The sequence below is a fragment of the Variovorax sp. 160MFSha2.1 genome (assembly GCF_048305075.1).
Taxonomy (GTDB): domain Bacteria; phylum Pseudomonadota; class Gammaproteobacteria; order Burkholderiales; family Burkholderiaceae_C; genus Variovorax; species Variovorax guangxiensis.
On sequence record NZ_CP157624.1, the window covers coordinates 4,972,147 to 4,998,202 of the forward strand.

At 65.6% G+C, this 26,056-nt stretch carries 25 protein-coding genes; 21 read left to right on the forward strand and 4 right to left on the reverse strand.

Annotation, left to right across the window (positions count from 1 at the left end; translation table 11 throughout):
- The first annotated feature begins 12 nt into the window (after positions 1–12).
- The 7 genes from ABL838_RS22565 (at position 13) to ABL838_RS22595 (ending at position 8,183) form a co-directional block, all read left to right on the forward strand.
- Positions 13–1,506: an NCS1 family nucleobase:cation symporter-1 gene (locus ABL838_RS22565; RefSeq protein ID WP_126024288.1), complete on the forward strand. Its 1,494-nt coding sequence runs from the start codon at positions 13–15 to the stop codon at positions 1,504–1,506.
- A gap of 42 nt (positions 1,507–1,548) precedes the next feature.
- Positions 1,549–2,286 (forward strand): aspartate/glutamate racemase family protein, encoded by a 738-nt coding sequence (locus tag ABL838_RS22570; protein ID WP_418121995.1) that lies wholly within the window; start codon positions 1,549–1,551, stop codon positions 2,284–2,286.
- A 14-nt stretch (positions 2,287–2,300) separates the two neighbouring features.
- Positions 2,301–3,056, forward strand: coding sequence for a GntR family transcriptional regulator (locus ABL838_RS22575; protein WP_418117417.1), 756 nt, complete (start codon positions 2,301–2,303; stop codon positions 3,054–3,056).
- 6 nt (positions 3,057–3,062) lie between these two features.
- Positions 3,063–3,602 (forward strand): helix-turn-helix transcriptional regulator, encoded by a 540-nt coding sequence (locus tag ABL838_RS22580; RefSeq protein WP_418121997.1) that lies wholly within the window; start codon positions 3,063–3,065, stop codon positions 3,600–3,602.
- 116 nt (positions 3,603–3,718) lie between these two features.
- Complete coding sequence (locus ABL838_RS22585) at positions 3,719–5,485, forward strand: EAL domain-containing protein (protein WP_418121998.1); 1,767 nt, start codon at positions 3,719–3,721, stop codon at positions 5,483–5,485.
- A gap of 55 nt (positions 5,486–5,540) precedes the next feature.
- Positions 5,541–6,524 (forward strand): NAD-dependent epimerase/dehydratase family protein, encoded by a 984-nt coding sequence (locus ABL838_RS22590; protein ID WP_418122000.1) that lies wholly within the window; start codon positions 5,541–5,543, stop codon positions 6,522–6,524.
- A gap of 168 nt (positions 6,525–6,692) precedes the next feature.
- A complete protein-coding gene (locus ABL838_RS22595) occupies positions 6,693–8,183 on the forward strand; it encodes a nucleobase:cation symporter-2 family protein (protein ID WP_418122001.1) in 1,491 nt (496 codons plus the stop codon).
- Positions 8,184–8,196: 13 nt separating this feature from the next.
- Here the strand turns inward: ABL838_RS22595 and ABL838_RS22600 are convergent, their stop codons facing one another.
- Together ABL838_RS22600 and ABL838_RS22605 are read right to left on the reverse strand one after the other, a co-directional pair.
- The gene (locus ABL838_RS22600; protein WP_369661271.1) at positions 8,197–9,057 is read right to left on the reverse strand and encodes an aldo/keto reductase; all 861 of its coding nucleotides are present in this window, start codon (positions 9,055–9,057) and stop codon (positions 8,197–8,199) included.
- Between the two features lie 31 nt (positions 9,058–9,088).
- Positions 9,089–10,516, reverse strand: coding sequence for a sensor histidine kinase (locus ABL838_RS22605; RefSeq protein ID WP_418122003.1), 1,428 nt, complete (start codon positions 10,514–10,516; stop codon positions 9,089–9,091).
- Between the two features lie 350 nt (positions 10,517–10,866).
- Here ABL838_RS22605 and ABL838_RS22610 point away from each other — a divergent pair, with 350 nt between their 5' ends.
- The 9 genes from ABL838_RS22610 to ABL838_RS22650 all read left to right on the forward strand — a co-directional run bounded on the left by ABL838_RS22610 (position 10,867) and on the right by ABL838_RS22650 (position 21,182).
- Positions 10,867–11,952 carry a tartrate dehydrogenase gene (locus tag ABL838_RS22610; protein WP_418122004.1) on the forward strand — a complete coding sequence of 362 codons (1,086 nt, stop codon included), beginning with the start codon at positions 10,867–10,869 and terminating at the stop codon, positions 11,950–11,952.
- A 36-nt stretch (positions 11,953–11,988) separates the two neighbouring features.
- The gene (locus ABL838_RS22615) at positions 11,989–12,939 is read left to right on the forward strand and encodes an ABC transporter permease (protein WP_369661268.1); all 951 of its coding nucleotides are present in this window, start codon (positions 11,989–11,991) and stop codon (positions 12,937–12,939) included.
- Entirely contained in the window at positions 12,936–13,835 is a 900-nt protein-coding gene (locus ABL838_RS22620; RefSeq protein WP_126023518.1) for an ABC transporter permease, read from the forward strand. Before ABL838_RS22615 ends, ABL838_RS22620 begins: the two co-directional genes overlap by 4 nt.
- 184 nt (positions 13,836–14,019) lie before the next feature.
- Positions 14,020–15,015, forward strand: coding sequence for an ABC transporter ATP-binding protein (locus tag ABL838_RS22625; RefSeq protein ID WP_184641491.1), 996 nt, complete (start codon positions 14,020–14,022; stop codon positions 15,013–15,015).
- Positions 15,012–15,830 (forward strand): ATP-binding cassette domain-containing protein, encoded by an 819-nt coding sequence (locus ABL838_RS22630; protein WP_418122005.1) that lies wholly within the window; start codon positions 15,012–15,014, stop codon positions 15,828–15,830. Before ABL838_RS22625 ends, ABL838_RS22630 begins: the two co-directional genes overlap by 4 nt.
- A 53-nt stretch (positions 15,831–15,883) precedes the next feature.
- Positions 15,884–17,377, forward strand: a complete 1,494-nt coding sequence (locus ABL838_RS22635; RefSeq protein ID WP_418122006.1) for an ABC transporter substrate-binding protein — start codon at positions 15,884–15,886, stop codon at positions 17,375–17,377.
- Between the two features lie 4 nt (positions 17,378–17,381).
- Positions 17,382–18,803, forward strand: coding sequence for an amidase (locus ABL838_RS22640; protein ID WP_418122007.1), 1,422 nt, complete (start codon positions 17,382–17,384; stop codon positions 18,801–18,803).
- 24 nt (positions 18,804–18,827) lie between these two features.
- Entirely contained in the window at positions 18,828–20,279 is a 1,452-nt protein-coding gene (locus ABL838_RS22645; RefSeq protein WP_418122008.1) for an aldehyde dehydrogenase family protein, read from the forward strand.
- Between the two features lie 9 nt (positions 20,280–20,288).
- The gene (locus ABL838_RS22650) at positions 20,289–21,182 is read left to right on the forward strand and encodes an NAD(P)-dependent oxidoreductase (RefSeq protein ID WP_418122009.1); all 894 of its coding nucleotides are present in this window, start codon (positions 20,289–20,291) and stop codon (positions 21,180–21,182) included.
- Positions 21,183–21,450: 268 nt separating this feature from the next.
- Here ABL838_RS22650 and ABL838_RS22655 read toward each other — a convergent pair whose 3' ends face one another.
- Positions 21,451–22,080, reverse strand: a complete 630-nt coding sequence (locus ABL838_RS22655; RefSeq protein WP_418125896.1) for a tyrosine-type recombinase/integrase — start codon at positions 22,078–22,080, stop codon at positions 21,451–21,453.
- 214 nt (positions 22,081–22,294) lie between these two features.
- Between ABL838_RS22655 and ABL838_RS22660 the strand changes: the two genes are divergently transcribed.
- Positions 22,295–22,762, forward strand: a complete 468-nt coding sequence (locus tag ABL838_RS22660) for a hypothetical protein (RefSeq protein ID WP_418122010.1) — start codon at positions 22,295–22,297, stop codon at positions 22,760–22,762.
- 97 nt (positions 22,763–22,859) lie between these two features.
- Entirely contained in the window at positions 22,860–23,174 is a 315-nt protein-coding gene (locus tag ABL838_RS22665) for a hypothetical protein (RefSeq protein WP_418122011.1), read from the forward strand.
- A gap of 52 nt (positions 23,175–23,226) precedes the next feature.
- Here the strand turns inward: ABL838_RS22665 and ABL838_RS22670 are convergent, their stop codons facing one another.
- Entirely contained in the window at positions 23,227–23,547 is a 321-nt protein-coding gene (locus tag ABL838_RS22670; RefSeq protein WP_418122013.1) for a hypothetical protein, read from the reverse strand.
- Between the two features lie 106 nt (positions 23,548–23,653).
- Between ABL838_RS22670 and ABL838_RS22675 the strand changes: the two genes are divergently transcribed.
- The 3 genes from ABL838_RS22675 (at position 23,654) to ABL838_RS22685 (ending at position 25,393) form a co-directional block, all read left to right on the forward strand.
- A complete protein-coding gene (locus tag ABL838_RS22675) occupies positions 23,654–24,049 on the forward strand; it encodes a hypothetical protein (RefSeq protein ID WP_418122014.1) in 396 nt (131 codons plus the stop codon).
- A gap of 127 nt (positions 24,050–24,176) precedes the next feature.
- On the forward strand, positions 24,177–24,584 hold the full coding sequence (locus ABL838_RS22680) for a DUF695 domain-containing protein (protein WP_418125897.1): 408 nt from the start codon (positions 24,177–24,179) through the stop codon (positions 24,582–24,584).
- Positions 24,585–24,832: 248 nt separating this feature from the next.
- Positions 24,833–25,393, forward strand: a complete 561-nt coding sequence (locus ABL838_RS22685) for a DUF2846 domain-containing protein (RefSeq protein ID WP_418122015.1) — start codon at positions 24,833–24,835, stop codon at positions 25,391–25,393.
- Positions 25,394–26,056 lie beyond the last annotated feature (663 nt).

Consider the following 26,056-nt stretch of genomic DNA (forward strand, 5'->3'; position numbering starts at 1 on the left):
AGGAAGAAGACCATGAGCACAGTCGTCAGCCAGGCCCCCGCGGGGGCGAGCGAAGCCGGCATTGCGCCGCACGCGGAATCCAACGCCATCATCAAGCCCGGCTACCACCCGCGCCTGACCAACGAAGACCTCGCTCCGCTGAAGAAGCAGACCTGGGGCCAGTACAACATCTTTGCCTTCTGGATGTCCGACGTGCACAGCGTGGGCGGCTACATCACCGCGGGCAGCCTGTTCGCGCTGGGCCTGTCGAGCTGGCAGGTGCTGGTGTCCCTGCTGGTGGGCATCGTGATCGTGCAGATCTTCTGCAACCTCGTGGCCAAGCCCAGCCAGGTGACGGGCGTGCCTTACCCCGTGGTGTGCCGCGCGCCCTTCGGCGTGCTGGGCGCGAACATCCCGGCCATCATCCGCGGGCTGATCGCGGTGGCCTGGTACGGCGTGCAGACCTATCTCGCCTCGGCGGCCTTCATGGTGCTCGCATTGCACATGGCGCCGGGCCTGGCGCCTTACGCCGAGGTCACCAGGTACGGCTTCGCGGGCCTGTCCGCCCTGGGCTGGGTCGCCTTCATGGTCATGTGGGTCCTGCAGGCCTTCGTGTTCTGGCACGGCATGGACGCGATCCGCAAGTTCATCGACTGGGCCGGTCCCGCCGTGTACGTGGTCATGGCCATCCTGTGCGGCTGGCTGGTGTGGAAGGCCGGCTGGAGCAAGATCGACCTGAACCTGGGCGGCATCAAGTTCCAGGGCTGGGACGCGCTGCCCGTGATGCTCTCGGCCATTGCACTCGTGGTGAGCTACTTCAGCGGCCCGATGCTCAACTTCGGCGACTTCTCGCGCTACGGCAAGAGCTTCGAGGCGGTGAAGAAGGGCAACTTCTGGGGCCTGCCGGTGAACTTCGTGTTCTTCTCGCTGCTGACGGTCATCACCACCGCGGCCACGCTGCCGGTGTTCGGCGAGCTCATCACCGACCCCGTGCACACCGTGGGCAAGATCGACAGCACCACCGCCGTGGTGCTGGGCGCGCTGACCTTCATGATCGCCACCATCGGCATCAACATCGTCGCCAACTTCGTCTCGCCGGCCTTCGACTTCTCCAACGTGGCGCCGCAGCACATCAGCTGGCGCACGGGCGGCATGATCGCCGCGGTGGGCTCGGTGTTCCTCACGCCGTGGAACCTCTACAACAGCCCCGAAGTCATCCACTACACGCTCGACGTCCTCGGCTCTTTCATCGGCCCGCTGTTCGGCATCCTCATTGCCGATTACTACATCGTGCGCAGGCAGCGCATCGACGTGGACGCGCTCTACAGCATGAGCCCCAAGGGCGAGTACTGGTACAGCGGCGGCTACAACCCGAAGGCGATCCAGGCGCTGGTGCCCGCGGCCATCGTGCCCATTCTTTGCGTGATGGTGCCGACGCTGCGCGGCGCCGCCAACTATGCGTGGTTCATCGGCATGGGCCTGGGCTTCATCATCTATGCCGTGCTGAACCGCAGCGACAAGACTTGAATCATCGGTTAGTCAGATAGACAGAAAGAAAGGGACCGCGCCGTGCGCATCAAGATCATCAATCCGAACACCACCTGGAGCATGACCGAGAAGATCGGTGCCTGCGCCCGGGCCGTGGCGCAGGCCGGCACCGAGATCGTCGCAGTGAGCCCGGCCATGGGGCCGGTGTCCATCGAAAGCCACTACGACGAGGCTCTGGCCGTTCCGGGCCTGTTGCAGGAAATCGCCGCGGGTGAACGCGACGGCATCGACGGCTACGTGATCGCCTGCTTCGGCGACCCCGGCCTGAAGGCCGCGCGCGAGCTGGCGCGCGGCCCCGTGGTGGGCATCGCCGAGGCGGCGATGCACCTGGCCAGCATGATCGGCAGCCGCTTCAGCGTGGTGACCACGCTGGGCCGCACCATCGGGCAGGCCTGGCACCTGGCCGAGATCTACGGCATGGAGCGCTTCTGCGCCAACGTGCGCGCCTGCGAGCTGCCGGTGCTCGAACTGGAGGAGCCCGGCTCGCGCGCCCGCGAGCGCATCGTCGACGAGTGCCGCCGCGCATTGGAAGAAGACGGCACCGACTGCATCGTGCTCGGCTGCGCCGGAATGACCGACCTGTGCGAGCACATCGAGGGCGTGCTGGGCGTGCCGGTGATCGACGGCGTGGCCGCCGGCACCAAGCTCATCGAGTCGCTGATCGCGCTGAAGCTGCGCACCAGCAAGCGCGGAGAGCTCGCAAAGCCCCTGCCGAAGCCCATCATCGGTGCGCTCGAAAGCTTCACACTCTCGCGCTAGGCCACAATCCGCGCATGCCCCGCGCCAGTTCCAAACCTTCCGTTCCCCCCGCTGCCGCCGTTCCGGACGAGAACGGCTCAGCCGTGACCGACAAGAACAGCTCCATCGAGAGCATCGCCAACGACATCGCCACCGCGATCGTCGAGAAGCGGCTGCCGCCCGGCACCTGGCTGCGCGAGGAAGCGCTGGGCCGCGTGTATTCGGTGAGCCGCACCAAGGTGCGCGCCGCCCTGCTGATGCTGTCGAAGGACAAGCTCATCGAGATGATTCCTGACAAGGGCGCCTTCGTGAGCCAGCCCTCGGTGGAGGAGGCTCGCGAGGTCTTCGCCGTGCGGCGCATCCTCGAGAGCGAGGTGGTGCGCCTCTTCATCGCATGTGCCAAGGCGCGTGACTATCAGGCGCTGGAGCAGCACATCAAGTTCGAGCGCACCGCCCTGCGCCAGACAACCACCATGGGCACCGTGCGCGAGAAACTGCTGGGCGATTTCCACGTGGCGCTGGCCGAAGCCACCGGCAACCGCACGCTGGCCGAGCTGGTGCGCGAACTGGTGGCGCGCAGCTCGCTGATCGCGATGCTGTACCACTCGTCGAACGACCCGCATTGCTCGTCGGACGAGCACGCCGAGTTCCTGCGCCTGTGCCGCAAGGGCGACGTGGAAGCCGCCGTGAAGAGCATGACCGAGCACCTGGAGCGCATCGAGGCCAGCCTCGAGCTCGGCACCGAAAAGCCCGACCGGCAGCTCGACCTGGTCAAGGCCCTGCTGGCCTGACCCGGCATGCGGAAGAACCTCGGCCTCGCGCTGCGACAGATGCGGCTGCTGCGTGGCATCAAGCAGACGCACTTCGCGCAGTTGATGGGCGTGAACCAGGCGACGGTGTCGCGCTGGGAGCGTGGGCAGCTCGCGCTCTCGCCGGCACAGCAAGCCATGGCGCACAGGCTGCTCGCGGCGGCCTGCGACTCGGCGCAGGACGCGGCGCTGAAGCGGCTGGTCGAATCGTCCACGCACAAGGTGCACCTGGTCTGCGACCGCACGCACCGGCTGCTGGCCGCATCGCCTTCGCGGCAGGCCGAATGGCGCGCCGACGCCAGCGAGTTCATGGGCCGTTCGCTGATCGGCTTTGCCTCCAAAGAGATACTGGAAGCCGAAGCCACGCTCGAAGAGCTGGGCTGGCATGCGGGCGAGCTGTCGTCGCTCGAAGTCGCGACCGGGGCGAACACCGACCGGATCGTTCCGATCCTGCCTGGGCGCGTGCTGTGGGAGCGCATCGCGCTTTCCGACGGACGCGCGGGGCGCATCGTCACCACCATCGCCTGACCACGTCGCCGGCAGGGCGGCCCGTGCTCCTGTCATATAAATGCGGCATGCTGTAGCCCAAAAGGGCTACTCGCTGTTCTTCTGCGCGAGGGCCGCCGACGAACAATCTCCTCAGCATGCTCCGGCCCTCCTTGTCCAGCGCCAAGCCGCATCCTGCGATCACTGCGTTCTTCCAGCCGATCGTGGATCTGCGCCAGGGAACGATCTTCGGCCACGAGGCCCTGATACGCGGCGGTGCCGGCATCGCGCTACCCAGCCCCGAGGCAATGCTCGCGCTGGCCGCGGCGGAGTCGAGGCTGACCGGCTTCGAGCTTCACTGCGTGGAAGCGGTGCTCGCGCAATGGGGCCGCCTGAGCAAGCCGGGTCGGCTCTTCGTGAACATGAGCGCCGATACGCTGATCGAGGCCATGAGCGCCGCCGGCGGCACATGCTGGCTAGAGCGCATGCTGGCGAACTACAACATCGCGGTGCGCGACGTGACGGTGGAGCTAACCGAGCAATGCGCCGCGGGCGATGCCGAGGCGCTGCGCCAGGCAGTCAAGGCGCTGCATGCGCTGGGCGCGCGCATCGCGCTCGACGACTTCGGCGAGGGCCATTCCAACCTGCGGCGCTGGAAAGAACTACAGCCCGACTTCGTCAAGATCGACAAGCTGCTTACCCAGGGCATCGCCAACTGCCCGCAAAACGTGGCGCTGGTGCGCGCCATCGCCGGCCTGGGCAATGCGATGGGAAGCGAACTCATCGCCGAGGGCGTGGAGAACGCCAAGGACCTGCGCGTACTGCGCGACCTGGGCATCGCGCTCGGCCAGGGCTACCTGTTGGGCCCGCCCGCGCCGGAGCTGCTGCCGGCGCTGCCCGAGGCCGTGGCGGCCGCCATCGGCGATTCCCGCATCGCGGTGATGCCGCATGCGGCGCAAGCCTCGCAACCCAGCGTGCTGCGCGGCCTCTCGGTGATCCAGGCGCCCGCGCTGAGCCCGCAGACGCCGGTCGACGAGGTCGCGGCGGCCTTCCAGAAGCATCCGGCGCTGCATGCACTGGCCGTGGTCGACGATGGAACGCCCGTGGCGCTGATCAACCGCCAGTCGTTCATGAACGACTACGCGCGGCTGTACTTCCGCGAGGTGCACGGCCGCCGCCCCTGCCTGGCCTATGGCAGCAGCACGCCGCTGGTCGTGGAACGCGAGGAGAACGTCGAGAGCCTGCTCGGCATCCTGATGTCGGAAGACCAGCGCTACCTGAGCGAAGGCTTCATCGTGACGGAGCAGAAGCGCTATGCGGGGCTGGGCACGGGCGACCAGCTGGTGCGCGCGGTCACCGAGGCGCGCATCGAGGCGGCGCGGCACGCCAACCCGCTGACCTCGCTGCCGGGCAACATCCCCATCAACATCCACATCGCGCGGCTGCTCGACAGCGGCGCCGACTTCGCGGCCTGCTATGCGGACCTGAACAGCTTCAAGGTGTTCAACGACCACTACGGCTACTGGCGCGGCGACGAGATGATCCTGCTGCTCGCGCGGCTGGCGACGCAGCATGCGGATGCGCATCGCGACTTCGTCGGCCACATCGGCGGCGACGATTTCCTGGTGCTGTTCCAGAGCCCCGACTGGTACCGGCGCTGCGCCGGGCTGATCGCCGAGTTCAACCGGCAGGCACCCGGCCTCTACGACGAAGCCGATCGGCAGTCCGGCGGCATCGAGGGCGAGGACCGGCATGGCGTGGTCCGCTTCACGCCCTTCGCCACGCTGGCGATAGGCGCGGTGCGCATTCCGCCGGGCATGTTCCGGCATGCTGAAGACGTGGCGAGCGAAGCGGCCATCGCGAAGCACGACGCCAAGCAGGCAGCCTCCGGGCTCACGGTGCGGGAAGCAAGGCCACGCGCCTGAATCGCGCATAACTTATGCGTGGACGGTCCATGCGGCCGCGGCTAGTCTTGCGGCCATGACCATCCTCATCACCGGCAGCGCCGGCCACCTCGGCGAGGCCCTGATGCGCACGCTGCGCGCAAGCTCGCAGGCGGTGCGCGGCATCGACATCGCTTCCTCCGGGTTCACCGACCGCACCGGCTCCATCGTCGACCGCGCCTTCGTGCGCGGCTGCATGAAGGGCGTGCGCACCGTCATCCACGCGGCCACGCTGCACAAGCCGCATGTGGCAACGCACAGCCTGCAGGAGTTCGTCGACACCAACATCACGGGCACGCTGGTGCTGCTCGAGGAGGCTATGGCGGCGGGCGTCGGATCCTTCGTGTTCACGAGCACGACCAGCACCTTCGGCTACGCGCTCACGCCTGCAGAGGGCATGCCGGCTGCGTGGATCACCGAGGACGTGACGCCTGTTCCGAAGAACATCTACGGCGTGACCAAGACATCGGCCGAGAGCCTGTGCGAGCTGTTTCATCGCAAGCAACAGCTGCCAGTGGTGGTGCTCAAGACTTCGCGCTTCTTCCCCGAGGAAGACGACGATGCCGCGGCGCGCAGCCTGCACTCGCTGGACAACGCGCAGGCCAACGAGTTGCTGCATCGCCGCGCCGATATCGAGGACGTGGTGCAGGCGCATCTTCTTGCGGCCCGGCACGCACCGCGCATCGGCTTCGGCCGCTACATCATCTCGGCCACCACGCCCTTCGCGCGCGACGACCTGCAGATGCTGCGGGAGAACGCGGCCGCCGTACTGCGCCGACTCTTCCCCGAGGCGGAGGCGCTCTACGCGAAGCAGGGATGGACGCTGCCAAGGCAGCTCGATCGCGTCTACGTGAACGAACTCGCGCGGCGCGACCTCGGATGGCAGCCGCGTCATGACTTCGCTCATGTGCTGCGCAGCCTGCGCGAGGGCCGCGATTTCCGCAGCCAGCTCGCGCGCAAAGTGGGCAGCAAGGGCTATCACGCCGAGGCTTTCGACGACGGCCCCTACCCCGTCGCATAGAGAAAAACGACCGGGGCAAGGCCCCGGACCGGATACGGGTTTTCCTGAATCCGGATTGTTGCATAAGTTGTATACAGTTTGGCGTACACAAACAGGTGTGCGCATGCCGAGCCGTGTCGCCCGCCTCTCCTCGATCAATCCCTCTCTCGCCGCAGCAGGAGAAACACGATGACGGCCGACAGCCCCCCCTCAACAGTCCATCCCGTGGATCAGCGGCTGCCCACCGGCAAGCTCGCCGCCCTCGGCCTTCAGCACGTGCTGGTGATGTATGCGGGCGCCGTCGCGGTGCCGCTGATCGTCGGCCGCGCGCTCAAGCTCAGCCCCGACGAGGTTGCACTGCTGATCTCCGCCGACCTGTTCTGCTGCGGCATCGCCACGCTGATCCAGGCGCTGGGCGCCACGCAGTTCTTCGGCATCAAGCTGCCGGTGATGATGGGCGTGACCTTCGCCTCCGTCGCGCCCATGGTGGCCATCGCCAACGCCAACCCCGGCCAGAACGGCGCGCAGCTGCTGTTCGGCGCCATCATCGGCGCGGGCGTGGTGTCGATACTGATCGCGCCGCTGGTCAGCCGCATGCTGCGCTTCTTTCCGCCGGTGGTCACCGGCACCATCATCGCGGTCATCGGCATCAGCCTGATGCGCGTGGGCATCAACTGGATCTTCGGCAACCCCGTGGGCCCGACCGCGCCCGCGCTGGTCGACCCGGTCTATGCGAAGTGGCTCGCCGAGGTGACCTCGCCCGGCAGTTCCATTCCCGCCGTGCCCAAGGGCTTCGCGATCCTGCCGACGGTGCCCAATCCCAAGTACGCGGACCTCTCGGGCTTCGGCGTGGCCGCGCTGGTGCTGGTGTCGATCCTGCTGATCGTGAAGTACGCCAAGGGTTTCGTCGCCAACATCTCGGTGCTGCTGGGCATCGTGATCGGCGCCGTCGTGGCCTCGCTCACCGGCCTCATGACCTACGAGAAGGTGGGCAAGGCCGCGTGGGTCGACATCGTGCTGCCCTTCCACTTCGGCATGCCGCAGTTCGATCCGATCCTGATCCTCACCATGACACTGATCATGATCGTCGTGATGATCGAATCGACAGGCATGTTCCTCGCACTCGGCGAAATGACCGAGCGCAAGATCAGCCAGAAGGATCTGGCGCGCGGCCTGCGCACCGACGGCCTGGGCACGCTGATCGGCGGCGTCTTCAACACCTTCCCCTACACCAGCTTCTCGCAGAACGTGGGCCTGGTTGCCGTCACCGGCATCAAGAGCCGTTATGTGTGCGTGGCCGGCGGCATCATCCTGATCGTGCTGGGCCTGCTGCCGAAGATGGCGGCGCTGGTCGAATCGCTGCCCACCGTGGTACTCGGCGGCGCGGGCCTCGTGATGTTCGGCATGGTGGCCGCCACCGGCATCCGCATCCTCTCGGGCGTGGACTTCAGGAACAACCGCCACAACGCGATGATCGTCGCGGTCTCGCTGGGCATCGGCATGATTCCGCTGATCGCGCCCAACTTCAAGCAATGGATGCCGCACGCCATCCACTCGCTGATCGAGTCGGGCATTTTGCTGGCGTCGATCGCGGCGGTGCTGCTGAACCTGTTCCTCAACGGCGCGAAGCACGATGAGAGCGCCGTGATCGCCGCGGCGAAGCAGGCCGAAGCCCACTGATCGCCGCCAGCGCTCAGATCATCGCCAGGGGCATCTTGCGCTTCGGCGGCGGATGCAGGCGATCCAGTTCGGCCAGGGTCGCCGCATCGAGCTTCAATTCGGCAGCGGCCAGGTTCTCCTTCAGGTGGGTGCTGCGTACCGCCTTCGGAATCGCAGCCACACCGGGCCGAGCGATCACGGCGGCCAATGCGAGTTGCGCTGCCGTCACGCCCAGTCGCTCGGCCAGTTCCACCAGCCCATCGTCCTCGGCCAGCGCGCCCTGGTCGATGGGGCTGTAGGCCATCAAGGGCATGCCGCGCTCGCGCTGCCAAGGCAGCAGGCCGAACTCGGGCCCTCGTTCGCCCAGCGACAGGTAGACCTGGTTGGCCGCACAAGCCGGGCCGTCGCCACCGGCTGCCTCCTCCAGTTCCTCCATGTCGTCGATGTCGAAATTGCTCACGCCCCAGTGCGCGATGCGGCCATCGTCGACCAGCGAATGCATCGCCGCCACCGTCTCGCGCAGCGGATGGTTGCCTCGCCAGTGCAGCAGGTAGAGATCGAGGGCGTCGAGCCCGAGCCGCTTCAGGCTGCGTTCGCAGGCATCTCGCGTGCCGCGTCGGCTGGCGTTGTGCGGATAGACCTTGCTGACGATGAAGAGCTCTTCGCGCCGCACGTCGTTCGCACGCAGGGCCTCGGCGATGGCCTGACCCAGCACGGTCTCGGCGCCGCCCTCGCCGTACATCTCGGCGGTGTCGATCAGGCGATAGCCGAGCACGATGGCTTCGCGCACGGCCTTGACCTCGTCGGCACGGCGTTTCGCGTCTTCGCCCATGCGCCATGTGCCCAGGCCCAGGACCGGCATCTCGCCGCCGGTGGGGAGTTGAAGTGTTCGCATCGGCCCATCCTAAGAGGGATGCGCCCGCTTGTCAGCCAGCCGACAGCGGCAGCCACACGGTCGCGCGCAGGCCACGACCGCCCTCCCCGTCGGACAGCTCGATGCGCCCGCCATGCTTCTCAAGCACCGACCTGACGATGGCCAGCCCCAGTCCGCTGCCCGACTGCGTCTGGTCCGGATTGCGGAAGAAGCGGTCGAACACGCGCTCGCGCAGCGCGGGCGGAATGCCCGGGCCCTGGTCCGTCACGCGCAGCACCGCATCCGATGACTCGCGCCCGACGCGCACCGTGACAGCGCCGCCATCGGGGCTGTACTTGATGGCGTTCTCCACCAGGTTGCTCACCATCGAGATCAGGCTCTCCCTCTCGCCGTGCACCGGCACCGGTTCGGGTACTTCAGAGGCGAACTCCAGCGCGATGCCGCGCGCCCGCGCCAGTGCCTCGACGAGCGGAATGCGGTCGCGCACCAGCGCATCGAAGGCCAGCGTCGCGGGCAAGGCGTCCAGCGGCATCTCGTCGCTTCGCATCAGTTGCCGCAGCTGGCCCACCAGCCGTGCCGCGCGGTCGTTGCTTCGCAGCAGGTTGGCCATGAGCTCGCGTTGCCCGGGGTCGGAGGTCCGGGCCTTCAGCGCCTCGACGTTCACGCGCATCGCATCGAGCGGGGTGCGCAGCTCGTTGGCCGCGTCGGCGATCAGGCCGCGCTCGCGCGATGCGCGGTCGCGCACGCTGCGCAGCAGGCCGTTGATGCCGTTCACCAAGGGCTGCAGTTCCTTGTGCGGCGGCTCGAAGGTCAGCGGCGAAAGATCGGCCGGGCCGCGCTCGGCCGTCTCCTTCGTCACCTGCCGCCACGGCCGCAGCGCAAGCATCACCGAGAGCCAGGCCGGGAAGACGACGAACGGCAGGCTGATGGCCAGCGGCAGCAGGTAGTAGCTGCGGTGTTCGATGGTGAAGTTCAGGCGCAGCACGTCGGGCTCCGCCAGCAGTACGCGCGTGTCCAGCAGCGGCGAAGTCATCGAGCGGGCGCGCCACACGCGATCGCCGGCGCGCACCTGCTCCACCCGCCCGGGCATCTGCGTGTGCATGAGCGGCGCACTCGGCGCGGAGTTGTAGATGAGCCGGCCCTGCTGCCACACCTGCAGCACGGGCGCCCGATCCTGATCGGATTTGAAGTCGCTCGAAGTCTCCTGCAGCGCCATGTCGAAGGCCTTGAGCGTCTGCTGCTGACGCGCGGGATCGAAGGCCAGGTTCTGCGCGCAGGCCATGATGCTTTCGAAGACCTTGTCGTAGCGCACCAGCTCGGGCAGGCGGTTCGAGTCATACAGGAAGAGCGCCAGCGTGGCGCACCACAGCAGCCCCGCCACCGCGATCTGCGCGAACAGCAGGCGCCGCACCAGCGAGGGCTGGAGCCACCGTCGGATGCGGCGTGCGACCGCCTTCGCGGCAACGGACAAGAAATTCATGGGTCTCCTGGCGAGCGGTCTCTGCGGAGCGCCTCGCGAGCGCGCGGAGTATCCGGCACGGCCGCGCGGGCTGCTTCAGAAAGCCTTCATGTAGGAGGCTCAAGGGCTTTCATGCGAGAGTCATCGGGAGCTTTCGCCTTCTAATTATTCGAATTCGAAGTCGGTTCCGTGACACACGATTTCTTCATTGCCATAGGGAAACGCATCGACACAGCCTTCTTATTTTGTCAAGGCGAACTGGGTGCGAACCCCCTGCGCAGGCCCGTTTCTCGCTTCTAGAATTTTTTCGAAAGCCCGCGTCACGAGCGCCGGTGCCCCCGAACGAAACGAACTTTGAACAGGTTGAGTCAATGCAGAAAAAGCACAGGATTGCAGTCATTCCCGGAGACGGCATCGGCGTCGAGGTCATGCCCGAAGGGCTGCGCGTTCTCGACGCGGTCGGTCGCCGCTTCGGCATCGATTTCTCCTACGACCATTTCGACTGGGGTTCCGACCACTACGTGCGCACCGGCCTGATGATGCCGGCCGACTGGGCAGAAAAGATCCAGGGCCACGACGCCATCTACTTCGGCGCCGTGGGCGCGCCCGACAAGGTGCCCGACCACATCGCCGTGTGGGGCCTGCTCATCAAGATCCGCCGCGACTTCGACCAGTACGTCAACCTGCGTCCGGTGCGCCTGATGCCCGGCGTGCCCGGCCCGCTGGCGCACCGCAAGCCCGGCGACATCGACTTCCTGGTGGTGCGCGAGAACACCGAGGGCGAATACACCTCCGTGGGCGGCCGCCTGTTCGAGGGCACGCCGCGCGAAATGGCGATCCAGGAAGCGGTGTTCACCCGTACCGGCGTGGACCGCATCATCGACTACGCGTTCACGCTCGCCAACCGCCGCAAGCGCAAGAGCCTGACGGCCGCCACCAAGTCGAACGGCATCTCCATCACCATGCCCTACTGGGACGAGCGCCTGGCCGAGATCGCCAAGCGCTACCCCGACGTGGCGACGAACAAGTTCCACATCGACATCCTGTGCGCGCACTTCGTGCAGCACCCCGACTGGTTCGACGTGGTCGTGGCCTCCAACCTCTTCGGCGACATCCTGTCCGACCTGGGCCCGGCCTGCACCGGCACCATCGGCATCGCGCCGTCGGCCAACCTCAACCCCGAACGCAAGTTCCCGTCGCTCTTCGAACCGGTGCACGGCTCCGCACCCGACATCGCGGGCAAGGGCATCGCCAACCCGATCGGCCAGATCTGGTCGGCCGCGCTGATGCTCGATCACCTCGGCGGCGACGATCCCGTCTATGCACAGGCTTCGGCCGCCGTGCTCTCCGCCATCGAGACCGTGCTCAGCGAAGGCCCCCGCACCCGCGACATGGGCGGCACCGCGAACACCGTGGACGTGGGCCGCGCCATCGCCGAATGCATCTCGGCAGCATGACGCCCTGCCTCCCCAGTAGCGACCTGAGAGGCTGAGATGGGCCTGTTCCTGCTGAAGCGCACGCTGACGCTGATCGGCACCCTGATCGGCGCCTCGGTCATCGTCTTCCTCGTGCTCGAGATCCTGCCCGGCAACGCCGCGCAGATGCTCATGGGCCCCGACGCCTCCCCCGAGGCCGTGGCCGCCCTGGCCACCAAGCTCGGCCTCGATCAGCCCGCGTGGACGCGCTACTGGCACTGGATCGGCGGCCTGCTCACCGGCAACCTCGGCGACAGCTACGCCTACAGTTCGCCCGTGCTCGACCTCATCCTCGAACGCCTCGCGTTGACGGTGCCCCTGGCCGTGCTCGCCATGGCGCTCACCGTCGTGATCGCCCTGCTCGTGGGCGTGACCGCCGCGGCCCGCCACAACAAGCTCGGCGACGTCGGCCTCATGGGCATGGCCCAGGTCGGCATCGCCATTCCGAACTTCTGGTTCGCCATCCTGCTGATCCTGGTGTTCTCGGTGCAGCTGCAGTGGTTCTCCGCCGGCGGCTTCGAGGGATGGGGCGAAGGCATCTTCGCGGGGATCAAGTCGCTGCTGCTGCCAGCCCTTTCCCTGGCCGTGGTGCAAGCGGCGATCCTGGCGCGCATCACGCGCTCGGCCGTGCTCGAAGTGATGCGCGAGGACTTCGTTCGCACCGCGCGCGCCAAGGGCGTGTCGCAGCGCATGGTGCTTTGGACTCATGTGCTGCGCAACGCGATGATCCCCGTCATCACGGTCATGGGCATGCAGTTCTCGGAGCTCTTGGCCGGCACCATCGTGGTGGAGAACGTGTTCTATCTTCCCGGGCTGGGCCGGCTGATCTTCCAGGCCATCAGCAACCGCGACCTGATCGTGGTGCGCAACTGCGTGATGCTGCTGGCGGCCATGGTGGTCATCGTGAACTTCGTGGTCGACGTGCTCTATGCCGTCATCGACCCGCGCATCAAGGCCAGCGACATATGAGCGCCGTCAATCCAACCTCCGCCGCGCTGCCCGCCGCCCCCTCCGGCGTGGCACTGAAGGCCCCCGGCTTCTGGCGCCGCGCACTGCGGCATCGCAGCTTCTGCATCGGGGGTGTGCTGGCCGCACTGCTGGTGCTCGCCGCGTTGATCTCCTATGTGTGGACGCCCTACTCGCCCTACGGCATGGACATGGCGAACAAGCTGCAGGCGCCGTCCGGTTCGCACTGGCTCGGCACCGATGCGTTCGGCCGCGACGTGGCCTCGCTGCTGCTCGTCGGCGCGCGCGCATCCATCCTGGTCGGTGTGATCGCGGTGGGCATCGGCCTCGTAGTCGGCACGGCACTCGGCCTGCTCGCGGCCGCCAAGCGCGGTTGGGTCGAAGAGGCGGTGATGCGGCTGTCCGACTTCACGCTGGCGTTTCCCGCCATTCTCTCGGCCATCATGATGACGGCCGTATTCGGCGCAGGCATCGTGAATGCCATCGTGGCCATCGGCATCTACAACATCCCGACCTTCGCGCGCATCACGCGTGCATCGGCCAACGCGATCTGGTCGCGCGAGTACGTCGCCGCCGCGCGCGCCTGCGGCAAGGGCAGTTTCGCGATCACGATGCAGCACGTGCTGCCGAACATCTCGGCCGTGCTGATTGTCCAGATCACCATTCGCTTCGCCATCGCCATCCTCGCGGAAGCCGCCCTCTCCTACCTGGGCCTGGGCACGCAGCCGCCGCAACCCTCGTGGGGCCGCATGCTCAGCGAAGCCCAGACCCTCATGTTTCAGCAGCCGCTGCTGGCCGTCTTCCCCGGCATGGCGATCGCGCTCGCGGTGCTCGGCCTGAACATGCTCGGCGACGGCCTGCGCGACCTGCTCGATCCTCGTCTTGCGCGTGCACGGTGAAGAGGTGGTCGATGAACGAGCACTTCAAATGCGGGTACCAGTACGCAGAGGGCGCGAAGGTTTCGCGAAGGTCGCGAAAGAAATCCATAAACAATTTTCCTGATTCCCTTCTGCGACTTCTGCGACTTCTGCGTAGCTTTTGTCTTCCTTCTGCGTTCGGCCGCCCGATCCCGATCCACTGACCATGCCACTCCTCGAAGTCAACAACCTCCAGATCGGCCTGCAGACCCAACGCGGGCCGGCGCAGGCCGTGCGCGGCATTTCCTTCTCGCTGGAGCGCGGCGAAACGCTGGGCATCGTCGGCGAGTCGGGCTGCGGCAAGTCGATCACGGTGATGTCGCTGATGGGCCTGCTGCCCTCCACCGCCAAGGTTTCGGGCAGCATCAAGCTCGACGGGCAGGAGCTCGTCGGGCTGCCCGAAAAGAAGATGTGCGAGATCCGCGGCAACCGCATCGGCATGATCTTCCAGGAGCCGATGACGGCGCTGAACCCGGTGCACACCATCGCACGCCAGGTCGGCGAGCCGCTGCGGCTGCATCGCGGCCTGACCAAGGAGCAGGCCCGCAAGGAAGCGCTGAACCTGCTCGACCGCGTGGGCATTCCCGACGCGGCCTCGCGGCTCGATGCGTACCCGCACCAGTTCTCCGGCGGCCAGCGCCAGCGCATCGGCATCGCGATGGCGCTCGCCTGCGGCCCCGACCTGCTGATTGCCGACGAGCCGACGACCGCGCTCGACGTGACCATCCAGAAGCAGGTGCTCGACCTGATCCAGGGCCTGGTCAAGGAAATGGGCATGGCGCTGATCCTGATCTCGCACGACCTCGGCGTGATCTCCAACAGCGTGAAGCGCATGCTCGTGATGTACGGCGGCAGCGCGGTGGAAAGCGGCCCGACCGACGCGGTGTTCGCCGGACGCGCCCATCCCTACACCCGCGGCCTGTTCGCGGCGCGCCCCGCCCTCGGCGCGGTGCGCGCGGGCCGGCTGCCGACCATCCGCGGCAGCGTGCCGGAGCTGGTCGACATGCCGCGCGGCTGCGCCTTCGCCGGCCGCTGCGCCCACACCATCGACCTGTGCCAGAGCACGCGGCCGCGCGAGACGCTGCTGCCCAACGATCACGTGGTGCGCTGCCTGCGGCTCGGAGAAATCGCCGCATCCACCGCCAGGACCGCCACCGCATGAGCCAGCCCGCTGCTAACGCCCGCCAGCCCCTGCTGGCAGTGAACAACCTCTATCGCCACTACGCGCTGCCGCGCGAAAAGCTCTTCGGCCCGCCGCCGACCGTGAAGGCGCTCAACGGCGTGAGCTTCGAAGTGCAGGCCGGCCAGAGCGTAGGCATCGTCGGTGAATCAGGCTCGGGCAAGTCGACCATCGCGCGCTTGGTGATGGCCCTCGATACGCCGACCTCGGGCACAGTGTCGCTCGAAGGTCGCAACCTGCACGCGCTTTCCAAGGAAGAGCTGCGCGTGGCACGCCGCGACTTCCAGATGGTGTTCCAGGACCCGTACGGCTCGCTCGATCCGCGCCAGACGGTCGCGCGCATCGTCGCAGAGCCGCTCGAAGCGCTCGCGGCCACCACTCGCGCCGAGCAGCGCGAACGCGCCGCCGAAACACTCGCCGCCGTGGGCCTGCGCACCACCGACCTCGACAAGTACCCGCACGAGTTCTCGGGTGGGCAGCGCCAGCGCATCGCCATCGCACGCGCCCTCATCACGCGCCCCAAGCTCATCGTGGCCGACGAACCGGTGAGCGCGCTCGACGTGTCGGTGCAGGCTCAAGTACTCAACCTCATGCAGGATCTGCAGCAGCAGTTCGGCATCAGCTACCTGCTCATCAGCCACGACCTCGCGGTGGTCAACCACCTCTGCGACAACGTGTGCGTGGTCTTCAAGGGCCGCATCGTCGAACGCGGCCGGCCGGCCGACCTGTTCGAGCACGCGCAGCACGAGTACACGCGCACCCTGCTTTCCGCAGTCCTGCACACGCCTTCGCGCTAGCCGGGGCGCGCCCTCTTTCCCTCCCTTTCACCCTCACCTCCAGGAACTATCGAATGTTGAAGCGACGCACACTCATGACTTCCGCCATGGCCGCGGCGATCCCGGGTGTCTTCCTGCCCCAGGCCCGCGCGCAGGCCGGCAAGAACACGCTGACGATCGGCATGCCGCTCGAACCGCCGGGCCTGGACCCGACCAGCGGCGCGGCATCGGCCATCGCGGAGATCACGCAATACAACATCTTCGAGACGCTCACCAAGGTGAACGCCGACGGCAGCGTCACGCCGATGCTGTCGGAGAGCTGGTCCTCCTCGCCCGACATGAAGACCTTCGTCTTCAAGCTGCGCAAGGGCGTGCGCTTCGAGAACGGGCAGCCGTTCAACGCGAACACGGTGAAGTTCTCCTTCGACCGCGCGGGCAGCGCCAAGAGCACCAACAAGGACAAGCGCTTCTTCAGCGAGATCGGCACCGTCGTGCTCGACGAGTACACGGTGGGCGTCAACAGCACGCTGTCGAACCCCGACCTGCCCTTCATGCTCGGCCAGTCGACCGCCTGCATCGTGGAGCCCAAGAGCGCCGAGACCAACGCCACCGCCCCCGTGGGCACCGGCCCCTACAAGCTGAGCGCCTGGCAGCGCGGCGCCTCGTGCACGCTGGTGAAGTCGCCCACCTATCGCGACCCGAACCTCGCGAAGACCGAGAAGTTCGTCTTCCGCTTCATGTCGGACACGGCCGCGCAGACCGCCGCGCTGCTGTCGAACGACATCGACATCTTCCCGCGCGCGGGCACGCGCTCGGTGAGCCAGTTCAAGGGTAACTCGCGCTTCCAGGTGATCGAGGTGGGCACGCGCGGCAAGGTGATCCTGACCATCAACAACCGCAAGAAGCCGTTGGACGACGTGCGCGTGCGCCGTGCGATCCTGGCGGCCATCGACCGCAACGCGATCATCCAGGGCGCGGCCGACGGATTCGGCAAGCCCATCGGCAGCCACTATGCGCTGGGCGCGCCAGGCTTCATCGACACCACCGCGATGAACCCCTTCGACGTGGAGAAGGCCAAGAAGCTACTGGCCGAGGCCGGCGTGAAGACGCCGCTGGAGCTGCGCCTGCAGCTGCCGCCGCCCTCCTACGCCCGCCAGGGCGGCGAGGTGATCGCCGCGCAGCTCGCGCAGATCGGCATCAACGTGAAGATCCAGAACGTCGAATGGGCGCAGTGGCTCAGCGGCACCTTCGGCGGCGCGCACGACTTCGACCTGACCATGGTCGCGCACGTGGAGCCCTTCGACCTGGTGAAGTACACCGAGCCCGACTACTACTGGGGCTACGACTCGAAGAAGTTCCGCGACCTGTTCGTCACCATCCAGAACGAAGAGAACAAGAAGCGCCGCGCCGACCTGCTGGCCGACGCCCAGCGCATGCTTGCGACCGATGCGGTCAACGGCTTCCTCTACCAGGCGGTGTTTCCGACCATCGCGCGCAAGGAAGTGAAGGGCCTGTGGCCGAGCATGCCGATCGTGGTGAACGACCTGGCCGCAATCTCGTGGGGCTGATGCGATGAGCACCTCGACATCGAAGCCGCTTTATGCCCTGGGCGTGCAGGAGCTGCATGCCGCCTACGCGGCCAAGGAACTCTCACCGGTGGAAGTGGCGCGCTCGGTGAACGAGCGCATCGCGGCCTACGAGCCCGAGCTGCACGCCACCTGGCTCTTCCGCCCCGAGCTGGCGCTGGAGCAGGCCCGCGCCTCCGAAGCCCGCTGGCTGGCCGGCAAGCCGCTGGGCACGCTCGACGGCGTGCCCGTGACCATCAAGGACAACCTCGCGACCAAGGGCGATGCGATGCCGCTGGGCACCGCCGCCTACGAGCTGGTGCCGATGACGTACGACTCGCCGCCCGCCGCGCGCCTGAAGGAAGATGGCGCTGTGCTGGTCGCCAAGACCACCATGCCCGACCTGGGCATGCTGTCGTCGGGACTGTCGAGCTTTCATGAACTCTCGCGCAACCCGTGGGACCTGTCGCGCACGCCCGGCGGCTCGAGCGCGGGCGCCGGCGCCGCAGCCGCTGCAGGTTATGGCCCGCTGCACGTGGGCACCGACATCGGTGGCTCGCTGCGCCTGCCGGCGAGCTGGTGCGGTATCTACACGCTCAAGCCCAGCTTCGGCCGCATTCCGCTGAGCTCGCCCTACATGGGCCGCTGCGCCGGCCCGATGACGCGCACCGTGGCCGACTCGGCGCTGATGATGGCCTCGGTCGCGCAGCCCGACGACCGCGACTATTCGGAACTGCCGCCGCCCGCCATCGACTGGACGGCCTTCGAGGTCGACCCGTCGTTCATCAAGGGCAAGCGCGTGGCGCTGCACATGGACGCGGGCTGCGGCCTGCCGCTCGATCCGCAGATCGCCGAGGCCGTGCGCCGCGCGGCCGAGCGCATCGAGGCCGCCGGCGCCGTGATCGAAGAGATCCCGCCCTTCATGACGCCGAAGATGCTGCAGGGCATGGACCACTTCTGGCGCATGCGCTCGTGCATCGACATCCAGGCGATGGCGCCCGAAGTGCGCGCGAAAATCCTGCCGTACATCCGCGAATGGGCCGAGAGCGCGGCCGGCTTCTCGGGCGCGCACATCTTCGACGCCTACAGCCAGTTCATCGCGGCGCGGGCGGCGGCCATTGCGGCCACCAAGGCCTACGACTTCGTGATCTCGCCGGTGTCGCCCAACATGCCCGCGCCGGCCGACCACGCATCGCCCACCAACGACCCGATGCTGCCGCTGGAGCACATCGGCTTCACGGTGCCCTACAACATGTCGGAGCAGCCCGCTGCCTCGATCAACTGCGGCTACTCGGCCGAGGGCCTGCCGATTGGCCTGCAGATTGCCGGCCGCCGCTTCGACGACCTGGGCGTGCTGCAGTTCAGCCGCGCCTTCGAGCAGATCCGCGAACCGCAGAAACCCTGGCCGGAACCCAACACGTCCCGCTGACCGGCCTTCAGGAGACAAGACATCATGAACGCAGCAGCCCACTACATCGACGGACGCCACGTGCAGTCCGAAGGCAACGCCACCATCGACGTGATCGACCCGAGCGATGGCAGCAAGTTCGGCGAGATCGCGCGCGGCACCGCCGCCGACGTGGACACCGCCGTGCGCGCCGCACGCCAGGCCATGGGCGAGAACTTCGACGGCCCCTGGGGCGGCATGACCGCGCTGCAGCGCGGCCGCCTGCTCGCCAAGCTCGGCGCCGCCCTCATGGAGCACCACGAGGAGCTGGCCCAGCTGGAGGCGCGCGACACCGGCAAGGCGCTGCGCGTGGCGCGCAACGACGCCACCGCGCTGGCCCGCTACATGGAGTACTACGCCGGCGCCTGCGACAAGCTGCACGGCGACACCCTGCCCTACGAGCGCGGCTACACCGTGCTGACGGTGCGCGTGCCGCACGGCGTGACGGGCCACATCATTCCCTGGAACTACCCGATGCAGATCGCGGGCCGCAGCGTGGGCGCCTCGCTCGCGGCGGGCAACGCCTGCGTGGTGAAGCCGGCGGAGGACGCGAGCCTGTCGCTGCTGCGCCTGGCCGAGATCGCGACCGAGGTCGGCTTTCCGGCAGGCGCACTCAACGTGGTGACCGGCTACGGCAAGGAAGCCGGCGCTGCGCTGTGCGCACACCCCGGCATCGACCACATCTCGTTCACCGGCTCGACCATGACCGGCCGCAGCGTGGGCCTGGCCGCGGCCGAGCGCCATTGCCCGGTGACGCTGGAGCTGGGTGGCAAGTCGCCGCAGATCGTGTTCGCGGATGCCGACCTCGACGCGGCGGAGCCGGTGCTGCTCAACGCCATCATCCAGAACGCCGGCCAGACCTGCTCGGCGGGCAGCCGCGTGCTGGTGGAGCAGTCGGTCTATGAAGAAGTGGTGCAGCGGCTCGCGAAGCGCTTCACGGCCGTACGCGCCGGCACGCCCGCCGAAGACCTGGACATGGGCCCGCTCATCAACGAAAAGCAGTTCCGCCAGGTGCGAGACATGGTCGCGACCGCCGAGGCCGCCGGCCTGAAGGTGGCGGCGCGCGGCACCGTGTCGCCCAACGCATCTTCCACCGGCTACTACCAGGAAGCTGTGCTCTTCCGCGACGTGCCGCACGAGAGCGACATCGCGCAGCGCGAGATCTTCGGCCCGGTGCTGGCCCTGACGCCTTTCGCCGACGAGGCCGAGGCGGTGCGCCTGGCCAACGGCACGGACTTCGGGCTGGTGGCCGGCGTGTGGACCCGCGACGGCGCGCGCCAGCTGCGCATGGCGCACAAGCTGCACTGCGGCCAGGTCTTCGTCAACAATTACGGTGCGGCGGGTGGTGTAGAACTGCCATTCGGCGGCGTGAAATCCAGCGGCTTCGGCCGCGAGAAGGGCTTCGAGGCCCTGCTCGGCTTCACGACCCTCAAGACCATCGCCATCAAGCACGGATGAAGACAACACATGACAAGCACTGAACAGCAGCAAGCGCCGCGCAAGGTCGGCCTAGTCGGCGTGGGCCTGATGGGCCACGGCATCGCCAGCAACATCGTCAAGCACGGCCACCAGCTCACCGTGCTGGAGCACGCGGGCAACCAGCCCATCGACGGCCTGCTGAAGGCCGGCGCCACTTCGGTGAAGGACGTGGCCACGCTGGCCGCGCAGGTCGACGTGCTGATCCTGTGCGTGACCGGCACGCCGCAGGTCGAGGCCGTGATGCTGGGCGACAACGGCGCGCTCACCACGCTGCGCCCCGGCACCGTGGTCATCGACTGCTCCACCGCAGTGCCCGCCTCCACCGCCAAGGTGGCTGAAGCCGTGAGCGCCAAGGGCGGCAAGTTCATCGACGCGCCCATGACCCGCACCGCGAAGGAAGCCGCCGAAGGCCGGCTGAACCTGCTGGTGGGCGGCGACGAGCAAGTGCTTGCCTCGTGCCTGCCGCTCCTGCGCTGCTTCGCCGAGAACGTCACGCACGTGGGCGGCATCGGCGCCGGCCACGCGATGAAGCTGCTGCATAACTTCGTGTCGCTGGGCACAGTGGCACTGCTGTGCGAAGCCGCCGCCTGCGCCGAACGCGCCGGCGTGAGGCCCGACGTGTTCGTCGACGTGCTCGCCAAGGGTGGCGGCAACGGCGTGGCGCTGGAACGCGTCAAGCCCAAGCTGCTGACCGGCAGCACCGATTCGCTGAAGTTCTCGATGGCGAATGCGAAGAAGGACCTGGGGTACTACAACGACATGGCCCAGCAGTCGTCTTCGAGCCATGGCATTGCGCAGGCTGTGGATGCGCTGCTGACGCATGGGGTCGAGAAGTTCGGTGGGGACCGGATGGTGCTTGATCTGGTCGAGGCGCTGCGCTGAATATTTGATCGTTCCTGCCCTGTGCGATGCCGATTCATTCGGGGTTCATGCACAGGGCACCGGACAGGCATTGCTCCGAAGGATCGATCTCGGCCACGGTCGACATGGGCATGACTGCGTTCAATGCCCGCTCCAGACTGGTTTCAGCCAGTCGACACGGCCCGCTGAATGACTGCCATGCGCCGCGATCGAGCCATCCGGCGGCGCGTCGAGCCGCTTCACTGCCGTAGCGTGGAAGACGGATCTGCGCCTCTCAATCGGCACTCGCTCAGATTTCCGTCTGCTCCGAGATCTCCAGGGCGTCATCCACATCGATGCCCAGATATCTGACGGTCGACTCGAGCTTGGAGTGGCCGAGCAGCAGCTGCACCGCGCGGAGGTTCCTCGTTCGCCGGTAGATCAGCGTCGCCTTCGTCCGTCGCATCGAGTGCGTTCCGTAGTCGGCAGGATCTAACCCAAGTTCTCTGACCCAGCCACCAAGAATCCGGGCGTACTGCCGGGTGCCGAGGTGCGGCGAGTCGTGCATTCGGCTCGGGAACAGGAAGTCGTCCGATCGCAGTCCGGTGCGCCGGATCCAGGCCTGCACAGCCTCGCGGGTTCCGGGCGTCAGCTCGAACTGCACCGGACGCTGCGTCTTGTGCTGCATCACTGTTGCCCGTGGGGCAACTTGCTCTCCGTGGCAGACGTCCCTGACTTTCAGGCTGACAAGGTCGCAGCCTCGCAGCTTACTGTCCAAGCCCAAATTGAAGAGAGCGAGTTCGCGCACTCGACCCTGCAGTTGCAGCCGCACCCGCAGCGCCCAAATGTCCTTGAGCTTGAAAGGCGCCTTCTGGCAGACGATCTTGCCCTTTTTCCAGGGCCCACGACAGGTTCCAGTGTCTGCATGATGGTCTCCCATCGAGTTGAGGGAATGTGAGCATGCGCGCGCCGTGTGCAGTTGTCCTTGATGCAGCACTTGCGTTCCATGGGTTAGGCATCCGCTTTCGCGGCTATGCCTGAACTGCGGCAAGGGGCACAATTGGCGACAACCAGTCATCTGACCCTTGCTAGTTACTTTGGAGCTATCCCGATCTCTGACATACATGTCAGAGAGGCGTTGAGATTGAACCACCATGTCACAACTCAGCCAACCCCCGCTTCGGGTGCGACTGGATGCGATTCCTTGGAGCAACTTCAGGACCTGCCTCGGCCCGGCGGACAAGATGGGGGAAGTACTGGAACGCCTCGCAAGCACCGACTCGGCCGCTGCACTCGCGGCAAGCCGCGAACTCTGGTGCGATTTGGTTTCGGGTGGTATCGGCCCTCCGCCAGTAGCGATTCATGCGCTCCCGTTTGTTCTCGACGTCTTGCCTCAAGCTGGTGAACAACTAACGACTGAACTCCTTGAGCTTGTCTGGCGCTGCGTTCACTTCGACCGACCAGATGAGATGGGAACTCTTCAAGAACTGCGGCACATGGTTATCGCGCAGCGCACGCGTCTGTTCGGGTATGTCACCGACCCCAATCAGGAAATAGCAGAGTTGGCGAAGGACATACTTGCCGATATAGGTGAGAAGACCGTCATCAGTAAGCCCGCTTAAGAGAGGGACTGTCTGTTGTAGGCCCCCACTGACGGCGGCGCGCCTACGGCAGAATGCGGCCACAACCGGACCTTCGACATGAGAAACTGACGCCCCCATGAAAGCTATTGCCGTTGAGATATCCCAAGTTGTTGATGACAGCGGATATCCAACCTTCGTGGAATGCCTCTTGATCGATGCGATGGGGCAGACACACCGTTTCGTGGAAAAAGAGCCCGTCGTGAGCGCGACTGGAATTGACATCGATTCGCTTCCAGCTCCTGGCGTTATTGCTTGTGAAGTTGAGTCGGAGTGGCTGGATTCGGGCGGTCGCTCGGTCGTCCGTGTTGCGACGACGCGGCCCTGGGGAGTCGAGTCCACCGCGGGTAGCAGTAGTTTTGTTGTGCTTGCTGAGCAGCTACGAGAGATTTGAGCGTCGAACAGAATTCGGCCAACACCGGACCTTCGACGCCGACGTCCAGTTTCTAGTCGGTGAACTGCACCGAGTACTTCCAGTCGCCGTCTTGCTCCTGGCTAACAGAGTACGACGCGGATCGCCAGATGGAACCGCGCTCGCGGAAAAGGTCAGCGAGCGCGTAGAGGCTCGCATAGATTTCCTCGGTTGGGCTAACAGGCCCCGGCTGACCGTCAGGCGACGTGATGACGATGGTCATCCGCTCTTGCGAGCCTTCCTGTTCCCGGTCGGCGACGAGGCTTGCTGCCTTCCACCATTCCGGGGTCGCAGCAATGAGGGCATTCGCTACCGCTGCGTCGAGCGGCGCTTGTCTTTCAAGCCATTCGTCCATCTATGATTCCCGTGGGCCGTGTCGGCCCGGAAGGTAGCATGCCGCCGACTCAAGTCGGCCAGGAGCAGACGGTCAGCGCCCATCTCCAATCCTTGAGGATCTGTCCATGTACGCTTTGAAAGTCTCAATCAATGGGCGGGAGCCTGTCACAGGCGGCGCGACCGACCTGTGTGTGCTCTCTGCCATCCTTTCCCTGACAGGAAAGCTGGGGCCTGAGGCAGCGCCGCGGCGTGATGATGGAAGCGTCGATATTGACCTGCGTCTGGGAGGCCTGACGGCACGGGCGAATGGCGCTGCGGACGAACACTTAGAGTGGTTGCGCGCCAATTTGCAGGCAGGGGATGTGGTGAGCATTCGCGTCGTCGAGACAGACCTTGCTGACCCAGTGATTTCTGGACATGAGGCCGAACGCATAGCGGACGACGAAAGGGCGTACTTCGAGCATTGCAAGAAGGCATATCTTGAGATGCGTGAGAAGTACGAGCCGACCTCTGGAGCTTAGTGAGTATGAGCTTCCACTCTGCCAACTGCCGTCTCCGGCCAGAAGCGGAAATTCATAGATGAGAAGTTTTCTTGGCACTGCGCTGCTTGTAATCTCATGCGCGGCTTCGGCTATGCCTCCGGTGGAGATGTGGAGCACTGCAACTGCGACGAGACCCTCAGACGGCTGGGTCGTGGTCCACAGATTCGCCGACCACTTGTCCTCGGACTTCAAGAAATCAAGCCAGCCCGAACGCGTCTCAATAGTCTGGCGGTATACCGGAAGCAAGGGGCTTCCTGCGACTCCAGAACGAGAGGCGATGGATACGTTGGAAGACGCCATCGAGCGCTTGGCGCCGAACAGGGCAACTTTAGCCATCGTATCGACGGGCAACAACCGGCGCACGTGGGTCTATTACACCGAGTCTGCCAGCAACTTCATCGAAGCTGTCCGAAGCGCGCAGTCTCACGCTTCGAATGTTTCGCTCGAATTTGAGACTGCCGCCGACCCAGGATGGGCCTTTCACGATTCATTCGTGCGTTCCATCCGCCGATAGCCGGTGTGCAGGATGAGTCCGCTATTGGAAAGGTGAGACGTCTGATATGGGCCCAAAGCAGAAGTAGCTCGCGCTCAATAGCAGTCACTTGCGACGCTCGGCCTGGTCCGTTGAATTTCCGAATGGACATATGCTAAGTCGTCCTCCAAACCAGCAGCGTAGCGGTTCGCCGTCACCAAGCAGGTTGGGCATGCGCGTTGGAGGTCGGATAACATTGCTGCGCTTCGTGGATGGGTGGAGCGCTGAATTTGATCAGAACTGCAGGTAACTTTCACACCGTCAGACTTCCTGCTAACAATAATGTCTCAACTAAAAAAATGAAGATGGGAAAAATGCTCAAGCGACCTGACTTGCGCACCCTCTTGGGTCGCCTTGCAGTGATCGTAGCCTTGCCTCCGATGCTTGGTGCTTGTGGAGCCTACGGGCCGGCGTTCACCGAACCTTCGGCTCCGAATCCAAACCAGGGCGCGATCTATGTTTATCGGATGACCGCATTTGCGGCTGGCGCATCAAGGCAGCCGGTACTTGTCGATGGCGTCCAGGTTGCGGTGCTGAAGAACGGCGGGTACTTCAGGCGCGACCTTGCACCTGGTAATCACACGCTGGAGGTTAAAGGCTACGGGCCAGCAGCAATTAACTTCAGTGTTGAACCTGGGAAGACACTTTTCTACAGATACACCATCGAACATAAAAGTGCTGAGCATATATACGGGTCACTCGCCTTCAACCACAAATTTGCTAGTTCTCTTGACAGCATTCCTCCAAATATCGCCCTCATAGAGCTGAAACAAACCCAAGGGCTGGACTGAACGCGGTCACTGGTATCTATTTCCGAATGGAATCCCTTCGGAATCAAGCATGCACTTGAAGACACTCGCTACCGTTGTTCCGTTGGCCGCCCTGGTATCAGGTTGCGCTACGGCAGTGCCCCCAAAGTTGATTGGCAAAGGTCGTGTTCTTGAGGTTGTCGCCTTGAATGAGGCGACACTCCAACGTCATCGAGTCGATGTGGCGATCGCATTCGTGATCCCACTACCATCGTCTACACCAATAGCTACACCGTGGCGCTTGTACACGGTGCGACTGCTTGACGGCACCGAGGTAAAGAAGGTGGCTGAGGGGCAACTGCTTATCGGAACATGCGTGACGCTTCGCGAGCAAGCCGCGCCCACCCGTGATGTGATCACGGCTGACCACGAGATCGCAACGATTTCCCCCAGCGAAGGCTGCTAATAGGCTTGGGCAGGTCGCTCCCCAATTGTGAATGACAGGTTCTGGTCGACATTGGCCGGTCGCCTGGCAGTCTAGATGCAAGCATCTCAGCTGTTGCCTTCAGCGGTAATCAGAAAGACGGGTTGGATTGCCGACCTTGATAACTCTGCCCCTGAATCTGACATGCCAATCCGGGTCGCACTCTTTGTGTGCGTGTATGTGGAGCCCGCTCTCCACGGGTACTACGTCGAGAGGCAGCA

Coding starts and splice junctions, on each gene's coding strand:
- ABL838_RS22565 (WP_126024288.1), top strand. CDS start 13: ATGAGCACAGTCGTCAGCCAGGCCCCCGCGGGGGCGAGCGAAGCCGGC.
- ABL838_RS22575 (WP_418117417.1), top strand. CDS start 2,301: ATGCCCCGCGCCAGTTCCAAACCTTCCGTTCCCCCCGCTGCCGCCGTT.
- ABL838_RS22580 (WP_418121997.1), top strand. CDS start 3,063: ATGCGGAAGAACCTCGGCCTCGCGCTGCGACAGATGCGGCTGCTGCGT.
- ABL838_RS22585 (WP_418121998.1), top strand. CDS start 3,719: ATGCTCCGGCCCTCCTTGTCCAGCGCCAAGCCGCATCCTGCGATCACT.
- ABL838_RS22590 (WP_418122000.1), top strand. CDS start 5,541: ATGACCATCCTCATCACCGGCAGCGCCGGCCACCTCGGCGAGGCCCTG.
- ABL838_RS22595 (WP_418122001.1), top strand. CDS start 6,693: ATGACGGCCGACAGCCCCCCCTCAACAGTCCATCCCGTGGATCAGCGG.
- ABL838_RS22600 (WP_369661271.1), bottom strand. CDS start 9,057: ATGCGAACACTTCAACTCCCCACCGGCGGCGAGATGCCGGTCCTGGGC.
- ABL838_RS22605 (WP_418122003.1), bottom strand. CDS start 10,516: ATGAATTTCTTGTCCGTTGCCGCGAAGGCGGTCGCACGCCGCATCCGA.
- ABL838_RS22610 (WP_418122004.1), top strand. CDS start 10,867: ATGCAGAAAAAGCACAGGATTGCAGTCATTCCCGGAGACGGCATCGGC.
- ABL838_RS22615 (WP_369661268.1), top strand. CDS start 11,989: ATGGGCCTGTTCCTGCTGAAGCGCACGCTGACGCTGATCGGCACCCTG.
- ABL838_RS22620 (WP_126023518.1), top strand. CDS start 12,936: ATGAGCGCCGTCAATCCAACCTCCGCCGCGCTGCCCGCCGCCCCCTCC.
- ABL838_RS22625 (WP_184641491.1), top strand. CDS start 14,020: ATGCCACTCCTCGAAGTCAACAACCTCCAGATCGGCCTGCAGACCCAA.
- ABL838_RS22630 (WP_418122005.1), top strand. CDS start 15,012: ATGAGCCAGCCCGCTGCTAACGCCCGCCAGCCCCTGCTGGCAGTGAAC.
- ABL838_RS22635 (WP_418122006.1), top strand. CDS start 15,884: ATGTTGAAGCGACGCACACTCATGACTTCCGCCATGGCCGCGGCGATC.
- ABL838_RS22640 (WP_418122007.1), top strand. CDS start 17,382: ATGAGCACCTCGACATCGAAGCCGCTTTATGCCCTGGGCGTGCAGGAG.
- ABL838_RS22645 (WP_418122008.1), top strand. CDS start 18,828: ATGAACGCAGCAGCCCACTACATCGACGGACGCCACGTGCAGTCCGAA.
- ABL838_RS22650 (WP_418122009.1), top strand. CDS start 20,289: ATGACAAGCACTGAACAGCAGCAAGCGCCGCGCAAGGTCGGCCTAGTC.
- ABL838_RS22655 (WP_418125896.1), bottom strand. CDS start 22,080: ATGGGAGACCATCATGCAGACACTGGAACCTGTCGTGGGCCCTGGAAA.
- ABL838_RS22660 (WP_418122010.1), top strand. CDS start 22,295: ATGTCACAACTCAGCCAACCCCCGCTTCGGGTGCGACTGGATGCGATT.
- ABL838_RS22665 (WP_418122011.1), top strand. CDS start 22,860: ATGAAAGCTATTGCCGTTGAGATATCCCAAGTTGTTGATGACAGCGGA.
- ABL838_RS22670 (WP_418122013.1), bottom strand. CDS start 23,547: ATGGACGAATGGCTTGAAAGACAAGCGCCGCTCGACGCAGCGGTAGCG.
- ABL838_RS22675 (WP_418122014.1), top strand. CDS start 23,654: ATGTACGCTTTGAAAGTCTCAATCAATGGGCGGGAGCCTGTCACAGGC.
- ABL838_RS22680 (WP_418125897.1), top strand. CDS start 24,177: ATGTGGAGCACTGCAACTGCGACGAGACCCTCAGACGGCTGGGTCGTG.